Source organism: uncultured Campylobacter sp. (assembly GCF_938030785.1).
Classification (GTDB): Bacteria; Campylobacterota; Campylobacteria; order Campylobacterales; family Campylobacteraceae; genus Campylobacter_B.
Genome location: NZ_CALHIK010000046.1, coordinates 1 through 7,098, shown reverse-complemented (window position 1 = coordinate 7,098; position 7,098 = coordinate 1). Strand labels below are relative to the sequence as shown.

At 49.2% G+C, this 7,098-nt stretch carries 9 protein-coding genes and 1 pseudogene; 7 read left to right on the top strand and 3 right to left on the bottom strand.

The window, feature by feature from the left end; all coding sequences use genetic code 11:
- From Q0438_RS02455 to Q0438_RS02440, 4 genes and pseudogenes are all read left to right on the top strand, one after another.
- Window positions 1-200 (top strand): annotated as a pseudogene (locus Q0438_RS02455) (aldo/keto reductase); the annotation flags it as partial.
- Between the two features lie 36 nt (window positions 201-236).
- Complete coding sequence (locus Q0438_RS02450) at window positions 237-1,166, top strand: alpha/beta hydrolase (protein WP_297919017.1); 930 nt, start codon at window positions 237-239, stop codon at window positions 1,164-1,166.
- Window positions 1,167-1,182: 16 nt separating this feature from the next.
- A complete protein-coding gene (locus Q0438_RS02445) occupies window positions 1,183-1,752 on the top strand; it encodes a flavodoxin (protein ID WP_299186969.1) in 570 nt (189 codons plus the stop codon).
- Window positions 1,753-1,921: 169 nt separating this feature from the next.
- Entirely contained in the window at window positions 1,922-2,368 is a 447-nt protein-coding gene (locus Q0438_RS02440) for a cupin domain-containing protein (protein ID WP_299186966.1), read from the top strand.
- A gap of 64 nt (window positions 2,369-2,432) precedes the next feature.
- Here Q0438_RS02440 and Q0438_RS02435 read toward each other — a convergent pair whose 3' ends face one another.
- Both Q0438_RS02435 and purM read right to left on the bottom strand, forming a co-directional pair.
- On the bottom strand, window positions 2,433-2,792 hold the full coding sequence (locus Q0438_RS02435; protein WP_299186963.1) for an Imm10 family immunity protein: 360 nt from the start codon (window positions 2,790-2,792) through the stop codon (window positions 2,433-2,435).
- 44 nt (window positions 2,793-2,836) lie between these two features.
- On the bottom strand, window positions 2,837-3,820 hold the full coding sequence (purM, locus tag Q0438_RS02430; protein ID WP_299186960.1) for a phosphoribosylformylglycinamidine cyclo-ligase: 984 nt from the start codon (window positions 3,818-3,820) through the stop codon (window positions 2,837-2,839).
- A gap of 70 nt (window positions 3,821-3,890) precedes the next feature.
- Between purM and coaE the strand changes: the two genes are divergently transcribed.
- The 3 genes from coaE to dapF all read left to right on the top strand — a co-directional run bounded on the left by coaE (window position 3,891) and on the right by dapF (window position 6,615).
- Entirely contained in the window at window positions 3,891-4,568 is a 678-nt protein-coding gene (gene coaE, locus Q0438_RS02425; RefSeq protein ID WP_299186972.1) for a dephospho-CoA kinase, read from the top strand.
- 69 nt (window positions 4,569-4,637) lie between these two features.
- Window positions 4,638-5,558, top strand: coding sequence for a tetratricopeptide repeat protein (locus Q0438_RS02420; RefSeq protein WP_299186957.1), 921 nt, complete (start codon window positions 4,638-4,640; stop codon window positions 5,556-5,558).
- 178 nt (window positions 5,559-5,736) lie between these two features.
- Window positions 5,737-6,615, top strand: a complete 879-nt coding sequence (gene dapF, locus Q0438_RS02415) for a diaminopimelate epimerase (protein ID WP_299186954.1) — start codon at window positions 5,737-5,739, stop codon at window positions 6,613-6,615.
- 155 nt (window positions 6,616-6,770) lie between these two features.
- On the opposite strand, the gene Q0438_RS02410 is transcribed toward dapF, so the two are convergent.
- Window positions 6,771-7,098, bottom strand: a 328-nt coding sequence (locus Q0438_RS02410; protein WP_299186951.1) for a WYL domain-containing protein, incomplete at its 5' end; no start/stop codon positions are given.

Here is a 7,098-nt window from a genome sequence, read left to right as displayed (position 1 = left end):
GCTGGCTCGTGCAGCGCGGTATCGTCGTCATACCAAAGAGCGTAAGCAAAGAGCGTATGGCGGAAAATTTCAATATATTTGATTTCTCGCTAAGCGAGGCGGATATGCAAACGATCACCGGACTGGATAGCGGGGCAAGCCTGTTTTTCGACCACAGCGATCCACAGATAGTAAAGATGGTAAATAACCTATCAAGATAGGTTCGGCTTTGCCGGCTAAATTTAAAAAGGTTGATTTTGAAAAAGTTTTTGATTTCGGCGCTATTTGCGGCAGCACTAGCGGGAGGGCAGATGAACGAGAGCTTTACAAAAGAGAGCAAAATTTCAGATGTCGTCCGTGATGCGGCGTTTGGTGATTACGGCAGGTTGCTTTTCCCTACGCACAAGGGTTATTTTAGCGGCGGTAAGCTCGGCGAGCTAAATTTGACGTGGTACGAGCACATCGATGCCGATAAAACGGTTGAAATTTTAAACTATCTAAAAGATCGCGCTAAGGCCGGCGAGCAGGTATTTTATGATATTTACTCAAATACCGAAAAAGCCGCCGATCCGCGCAAAAACGATACTGGGCTTTTTTATTTCAAAGGCGAGCGGGACAAGCCGTTTGCAGTGGTGGTTGCCGGAGGCGGCTTTGCCTATGTGGGCGCGATGCACGATAGTTTCCCGCACGCGCTTGAGCTTTCTAAAAAGGGCTACAACGCCTTTGCGTTGATCTACCGCCCGGGCGCTAGGAGCGGAGCGCAAGACCTTGCTCGTGCGATTAGCTTTATTTTTGAGCACGCAAAGGAGCTTGAGGTGGGAGTGGAGTTTTATTCGCTGTGGGGCGGCTCGGCCGGAGCTAGGCTCGTAGCGATGCTGGGAAGCTACGGCACGCAGGCTTTTGAGCAGGGCTCGCATCCACGCCCTGCAGCCGTGATAATGCAATATACGGGCTATTCGGACTTTACGCGAAATGATCCGCCGACCTTTGCCGTCGTTGGCGAAAACGACCGGATCGCAAGCCCCAGCGTGATGGAGCGACGGATACGAAATTTAGCCGCTGCGGGCGTTAAAACGCAGTTTCGTAGCTACGCAAATTTAGGTCACGGATTTGGCTTAGGCACCGGCACGGCGGCACAAGGCTGGCTGGATGAGGCGGTCAAATTTTGGCAAGAACAGATGAGATAAAAGAAAGGAAAATAAAATGAAAAAACTAAGCAAAATAATGGCTACGGCGCTTGCTATGTGTTCATTCGCGGCAAACCAAAGCGCAGCGGAAAATATCAAATTTGAGCCGCAAAAGACGCTCGTAGTCTATTTCTCCGCAGGCGGCAATACGGCTAGAGCGGCAAATTTAATAGCGCAAAATTTAGGTGCTAAGATAATCGAGCTAAAACCGGCACAACCCTACACAAACGCGGATCTAAACTACAACGATCCAAAAAGTCGCGTTAGCCGCGAACATGACGATGTATCGCTTAGGAGCGTACCGCTAACTAACGCTAAAATCCCTGGCTGGGAGAGCTACGAGGCTGTTTTCGTGGGCTATCCGATCTGGTGGCACGATGCTGCGTGGCCGATCGACGAGTTTATAAAAAACAACGATTTTAACGGCAAAAAAGTGATCCCGTTTTGCACCGTTTATAGCTCTGGGCTTGAAAATAGCGATAAAAATTTAGCCAAGAAAGCAAACGGCGGCGAGTGGCTAGCGGGGAAGTGCTTCGGCGAGAGACCGAGCGAAAAAGAGATAAAAGAGTGGCTCGCAAAATTTTAGGCGAGCTCGCACTTTGGCTTTAAATTTGTGATTAAATTTAAAGCGAGCATAATGAAAGATAAAAAATGAACGCTAAATTCTTAAAATTTTGAGTTTAGCGGCGATGGTACACGCGTTAAATTTAAGCGCGCAAGAGAGCATTGCGAAAAATATAGACAAAGGAGAAAAGATGCAGGAAAAGCAAGTTTTGGTTAAAAAGGAAAATCTCGCCGTTTATGATAAGGTGAGCGATAAAATTTTTGCAGGCGAGCTGCCGAAAGTCACGCTGCTTTTTGGCGCGACGTCTTACGCAAATGCAGGCTCTGCTCTGGTGCATTTTCCACGCGGAGTACGCACGGCATGGCATACGCATCCCGCGGGGCAAAATTTAATCGTAACGAAGGGCAAAATTTACACCGGCACGGCGGACGGCATCGTGCAAATCGCTCGCCCCGGCGACGTGGTGCTTTGTCCGCCGGGCGTCAAACACTGGCACGGAGCCGGACTGCACGAAGACGGCGAGCACATCGCGGTAACCTTCGAAAAGGACGGCAAAAATGTAACGTGGATGAAGCATCTAAGCGAGGACGAATATAAAAACCTCATCGAAAAAGCGGACGCAAAGGACGCGGAGTAGTATCCTCCGGTAGAATTTGCGACAGTAGCCAGGCAAATTTTGCATGCCGTTGGTGCATTTAAATTTACCCCTCGATGCTAAGCAGATCGCCGAAAATTTCTTTACAATACTGCATGAAGCGCTTGGGAATTTTAACGCCGCAGATATCCACGGCGATGATGCTGTCTTGGATCTCAAAAACGATAAGCTCGCTAGTGATTTTCACCGCCTTGCAGCCGTTATAGCATACATCGCCATTGCACTCTGCGTATAAGCCGTTATGCGGTGCGTCTGCGTCCTCGTACCGCCCGAGCTTGATCGGTCTTTGGAAAAGCAGATAGTTCTTATAGTCGTACTTGTCGTCCGCAAGGCCTATCATATAATAATTCTCGGCGCTGTTTTTGGAAGCGGTCGCAACACTTGCTTTAAAATTTAGTCTAAACATAAATTCTGCTTTGGCAAAAAGCGGCAAATTTTACCGCTTCAAATTTACACGAGCTGTACGCCCCCGCCTTTTACGACCTCACCGATAACGTAGCCGTCAGTGTTGGCTAGCACAAAGTCAGCGTTTTCTTTCGGAGCTACGACGATCATGCCAACGCCCATGTTAAACGTCCTCATCATCTCGGCAGGCTCTACCTTTTGCGCGATGATTTTAAAGATCTCAGGCGTGCGGATCGCGGCGTGTTCGATCTTTGCGCCTAGTCCCTCCGGAAATACGCGCGGCAAATTTTCCACGATGCCGCCGCCCGTGATGTGCGCGAGTGCGTGGATTTTGTCTTTTAAATTTAAAAAGTCGCCGACGTAAATCCTAGTCGGCTCCAAAAGCACGTCGATGAGCGTGCGATTGCCTACCTTGTCGTCAAATTTTAGTCCCAGCTCGGCGACCACTTTTCGCGCGAGCGAGAAACCATTTGAGTGTAGGCCGCTGCTAGGAAGCGCGATGAGCACGTCGCCCTCACGGACGAATTTTGAGCGGTCGATCTCGTCCTCTTCGGCGATACCCACGGCAAAGCCCGCGAGGTCAAAGTCGCCTTTCTCATACATCGAGGGCATCTCCGCCGTCTCGCCGCCGATCAGCGCGCAGCGGGCGAGCTTGCAGCCCTCGGCGATGCTTTTTACGACCTCTTTGGCATCCGCGATTTCAAGCTTTGCCGTCGCGTAGTAGTCTAGGAAAAATAGCGGCTCGGCGAAGTTGCAGATGAGGTCGTTTACGCACATCGCGACGAGATCCTGCCCCACGCCGTCAAATTTGCGCGCGTCGATCGCGAGTCGCAGCTTTGTGCCCACACCGTCGGTGGCGCCTAGGATCGCGGGCTTTTTGTAGCCTGCAGGCAGCCTCACCGCGCCGCTAAACGAGCCGATACCGCCCAAAACGTGCGGAGTTTGCGTTGCCTTGACGAACGGTTTTATTGCGTTTACGAAGTCATTTCCCGCGTCTATATCGACGCCAGCGTCTTTGTAGCTTATCAAATTTTATCCTCCAAGATGGTATAATTTCGCAGATTTTAGCTAAAATCGAATAAAAACGCTATAAAGGCTCATCTTGAAATTTAAACACGCCGTCGTCATCACGGGCAGCATCGGTAGCGGCAAGAGCGCGGTTTGCGAGCTGCTTGCCGGGCTCGGATTTGAGATCATCGATGCCGATAAGATTTCGCATGACGTTTTGGATCGCTGCGCCGCGCAGGTGGCGGAAATTTTTGGCGCGCAATACGTCGTGCAAAAAGACGTACAGGCTGCAAATTTGAACCCCCAAGCGGAATTTAACGCTAGATCGGGCGAGGAAATTTCAGCTGCCCCTTGCACCTCGGTGGACCGAAAAAAGCTGGGCGAGCTGGTGTTTAAAAGCCCAGCGGAACTTGCAAAGCTTGAAGTGCTGCTGCATCCAAAGATAACGGCTGAAATTTTATCGCAGGCGCGGGCTTTGGAGGCGAAAGGAAAGCTTTATTTCGTCGATATTCCGCTTTTTTTCGAGGGCAAGAGGTATGAGTTTTTCGATAAAGCGGCGGTCGTTTATGCGCCTAAAAATACGCTGATTTCGCGTGTGATGAAGCGAAATGGGCTCGATCATGCCGCCGCAAAGCACCGCGTGGAGCTGCAAATGGACATAGAGCAAAAGTGCGCTATGGCGGACTTTGTGATAGATAATAGCGGCGATCTTGCCGCGCTTAAGGCCGCGGTGGAGAGATTTTTAAAAGAGCTAAAAGATAAAATTTAGCCTTTTGCGCGAGAGCTTGTAAAAATTTATACGCGAATTAAGATGAATTTTAAAATAAAGGATAAAACAATGAGGATCGGCAGTCGCGCCCAAAGTGGCGCTAAATTCCAAAATTCTAAAAGCGCGCCGCTTAAAGAGCGGTTAAAATTTACGGCGAGAGCGGTTTTGCTCTCCACGCTGTTTGCGACGTGCGCTACGGCGGAGATCGACGATCTAAGGAAGGGCTGCGCCGCGGGGAGCGAGACGGATTGTAAAAAACTAAGCCGCGTGATAAATGAGCTGCAGCGCAACTGCGACGCTGGCGGCGAGGAAAACGCGCTGGATTGTGCAAATTTAGGCTATGCATACGACTCAAATAGAAGCTTCAGGCAGGCCGCGCGCTATTACGACAGGGCGTGCAAGCTCGGCGAGCAGAAGGGCTGCGTCTATTTGGGGCTGCTCTACAACGACGGACAGGGGGTGGCGCAGGATCGTAAGAGGGCGAATGAGCTTTTTAGCGACGCCTGCAAGAAAAACAGCAGCGAGGGGTGCGCGAGCCTTGCATACAACTATAAAAAGGGGCTCGGCGTCTATCCCGACACGAAAAAAGCGATCGAGCTTTTGATTAAGGCCTGCAAGATGGGGCAAGTAGAGGCGTGCCATAACCTAGGGCTTAGCTATGTTCTCGGCGAAGGCGTGAAAAAAGATGCGGACAGGGCTAGGACATTTTTTACGAGGGCTTGTGAGCAAGGGCATGCGGATTCGTGCGTAAATTTAGGCGTCACGTATTTTAAAGGCGACGGCGGGCAAAAGGATCACGCGCTTGCTGCGAAGTATTTTAGCGAGGCGTGCGAAAAAAGCGACGAACCGCTAGCCTGCTCAAATTTAGCATATCAATACGAAAAGGGCTGGGGCGTGACGAAAGATAAAAGGAAGGCGCGCAAGCTCTATGAAAAAGCTTGCAAGCTCGGAAGATTTGATGCTTGCGAGCATTTAGAGACTATGAGATGAGAGGCTCTAACATCAAGCGTGAAATGCTTACGATAAACCAGCTAACTAATGCGGGCGAGTTAGTAAAATATGTCTCGGAAAAGCCTAAAATAAGCGCTAAGTTTAAATTTAGATAGAGATAAAAATTTTAATAAAACGTTAGCGGGCGTTAGTGATTTTAAAATTTGCGAGGTAGATGATGAAAATTTCAAAATATAATGCGAGCGGCAAGGATTTTGTGATCTTTACGGATTCGGTTAAGGAGGATAGGTCCAAGCTGGCGCGCGAGCTATGCGACAGACGCGAAGGGGTAGGCGCCGACGGGCTCATCGTCGTGTTGCCTAAATTTAACGGCATAGACGGGATAAATTTTGAGTGGGAAATTTATAATAGCGACGGCAGCGCCGCCGATATGTGCGGCAACGGCTCGCGCGCGGTATGTATGTACGCGTATGAGAATTTTTTGGCCGGCAAGAGTATGAAATTTTTAAGCAGCGCAGGGGTAATCGACGGCGAAATTTTCGGGATTTTCGGCGGCAATCTAAACGGCGGCATGCAGGGCGAGCTTAGAAACGTGAGCTTCGGCGAAATTTTTAATCTGCGCGATAATGCTCACGCGTTAGTGGCTAACGTCGAGGTAATGCTAACACAGCCTAAACGCCTGGGCGAGAGCTTTGACGAGGCCGGGCGAACGTGGTATTTTTATAACACCGGCGCGCCTCATCTGGTAACATTCACGGAGGATTTGATCGAGTTTGACGTCGCGTTAGCGCGCGAACTGGGCGAAAAATATAACGCTAACGTCAATTACGCGTTAGTACAGAAACGGGTCGCAAACATGATTCTAAAAGTGCGTACTTACGAGCGCGTCACAGAAGCCGAAACGCTTGCGTGCAGCACCGGAATGGCGGCATGCTTCATCGCTGGCGTCGAAAATATGGGCTTGGCGGCAGATATGCGCGTGGTGCCCGCAAGCGGCGAAATGCTAAATTTACGCTTAGCAAACAACGGTAAAATTTATTTTCGCGGCGACGTTAGGCATACTTTTAACGGCGAGTTTATAGGATACGTGGAGTAGATAGCGGGCTTTAGATAAGTTTCAGACGCGATTTTTTGCGTAAATTTTGCTTTTGCTCTATTTTGAAAAATAATAAATTTACAGGGCCGTCGTAGAATTTAATTTTAAAATGAAGTTAAATTCTCAAACCGCCCCCGCGTAATCCATTTTGATACTTACTTATATGTCTCAAGGGCGATTTTTAACTGCTCTTTGAATGTTTGCCTTAGATCTGTCGGCTCCAGTATTTCGATATCGGGGAGCCACCTTTTTATGAACGGCAATATCTCCATATCTTGAGTGAAATTTATGCTAAAAGTAACGCTGCCGTCGCCCAGCTTCTTTTTAAATTTTTGAGTCGGGAAAAACGGCTTCATACCTTCCATAAAATATATGGCAACTTTCGGCGAGGCCTTTAATAACGCCATTCGCGATGGTTCCGACGGCAAGCTCATAGCATTTTGTATTTTATTAAAATGCGTTTTATATTTCTCCAGGATCCCG